The 1,732-nt window shown below is 45.1% G+C and carries 1 protein-coding gene and 1 pseudogene; one reads left to right on the plus strand and one right to left on the minus strand.

What is annotated here, in order from left to right; all coding sequences use genetic code 11:
* A pseudogene (locus tag F6K37_RS40960) lies at positions 1 to 351 on the minus strand (pentapeptide repeat-containing protein); the annotation flags it as partial.
* Between the two features lie 449 nt (positions 352 to 800).
* Between F6K37_RS40960 and F6K37_RS40965 the strand changes: the two are divergent.
* Complete coding sequence (locus F6K37_RS40965; protein WP_008188098.1) at positions 801 to 1,637, plus strand: zinc-binding alcohol dehydrogenase family protein; 837 nt, start codon at positions 801 to 803, stop codon at positions 1,635 to 1,637.
* The last annotated feature ends 95 nt before the right edge of the window (positions 1,638 to 1,732 follow it).

Genomic DNA, 1,732 nt, shown 5'->3' on the forward strand with positions numbered 1-1,732 from the left:
TATACCAATCGGGGCAAACAACACCTTCAGGGCTTCGATTCCGCCTTCTTTTAGGGCATTACTTAGCCTGGCCTTGAATGTTGGGTTTTGCTTAATTTCTTGTTGCAGAGTTACAGCTAAAGCACTCTGTTTTTCGATTGCCGTTGCATTGGGATAACTCTGGTCTAGTTGCTGCAAAAGCTTTTGAATTTCTGCTGCTGCATTTGCTAGGTTTTGTTTTTGCTCTGGAGCATAATTATTGATCTCGGCACCTATCTGATTTGCATAAACATTATTAGCATTTACTAATCCACCAGAAATTTTGATTTGTTTAAGGTCATTTGGAGTAGATTTATTAGAGTCTTCTGACATGATATCTCCTGGATAATGAATGGTTTCAGTATAAAAGCTAGGAGGATGTAATGACTATATTGTTGTAATTAAATAAAATTAATAGGCAAATTACTGGTAAAATTTACGTCGTGAAAGGATGTACTTTACTACCTTTTTATATTGCTTACTGGACGTACCAGTCTTGTTGATAGTTTAATTTATAATTATAGCACCTCCCATCACCAATATCTGGTAGAAGAAGAGGATGCGTTTGCGTAGCGTGGCCCAAAGGCCAATCGCAAAACTCCAGCAACTGTGATCCCTGCTTCACTTCAGGTGCTAGAGCAGCGAATCCAGATTACTTAACAAAAATGTACATATCATGTTTTCCCCATAAGTTGATTTAGGGTGGGCAGTGCAGCAGTATTAAACTAAAAACTGCAATAGAATCGAATCGGCGGCATTGATCAAAAAAGGAAAACCAAGATATGAAAGCCATAGGCTATAATCAGCCTGGACCAATCACTGCACCAGAAGCGCTGATCGAATTTGAAACCGAAACACCGGAATTAGAGCCACACGACCTGTTGGTGGAGGTTCGGGGAATTTCGGTCAATCCTGTGGACGTGAAAGTGCGCGCCAAGATGGCACCGGAAAAGGGCACCAAGGTCATTGGGTATGATGCCGCAGGTGTTGTTCGACAAGTTGGCAGCGATGTCAGTAAATTTAAAGTTGGTGATGAAGTCTTTTATGCCGGTGATATCACTCGACCGGGCACCAACTCCGAGCTCCATGCCGTTGATGAGCGGATTGTTGGGAAAAAGCCGAAATCCCTGGGCTTTGCGGAAGCAGCTGGTTTTCCACTCACCTCCATTACTGCCTGGGAAATCCTGTTCGACTGCCTCGGGGTCAAAGAAGGAGAAGGCAAGGGCGAGAGTATACTGATTATCGGTGGTGCGGGAGGTGTTGGATCAATCCTGATTCAACTTGCCAAGAAACTCACCGGGTTGACCGCGATCGCCACTGCATCTCGTCCGGAAACCATCGAGTGGGTTCAAAAGATGGGTGCCGACCATGTGATCAATCACCGCCAGTCCCTTGTTGATCAAATCAAGGAATTGGGACTCGAACCCCGCTACGTTGCTTCCCTTTCAGGATCAGACGGACATTTTCCTGGCATCATCGAGCTGATTAAGCCTCGCGGTCATATCGCAATAATTGATGACCCTCAGTCCCTAGACATCTCATTGATCAAAACCAAAGCCCTAAGCTTCAGCTGGGAGTTCATGTTTACTCGCTCGATGTATGAAGCTTCCACCGCCTGAACGAGGCGGTGGTGTCTTATGCTAATTTGGAGTTATCCCTAACCCACAACTCACACAAGGAAGCCCAGCTTCTAGGCGGTCGTCCAGATCTTTTG

It is taken from the genome of Moorena sp. SIO4E2 (assembly GCF_010671945.1).
GTDB lineage: Bacteria > Cyanobacteriota > Cyanobacteriia > Cyanobacteriales > Coleofasciculaceae > Moorena > Moorena producens.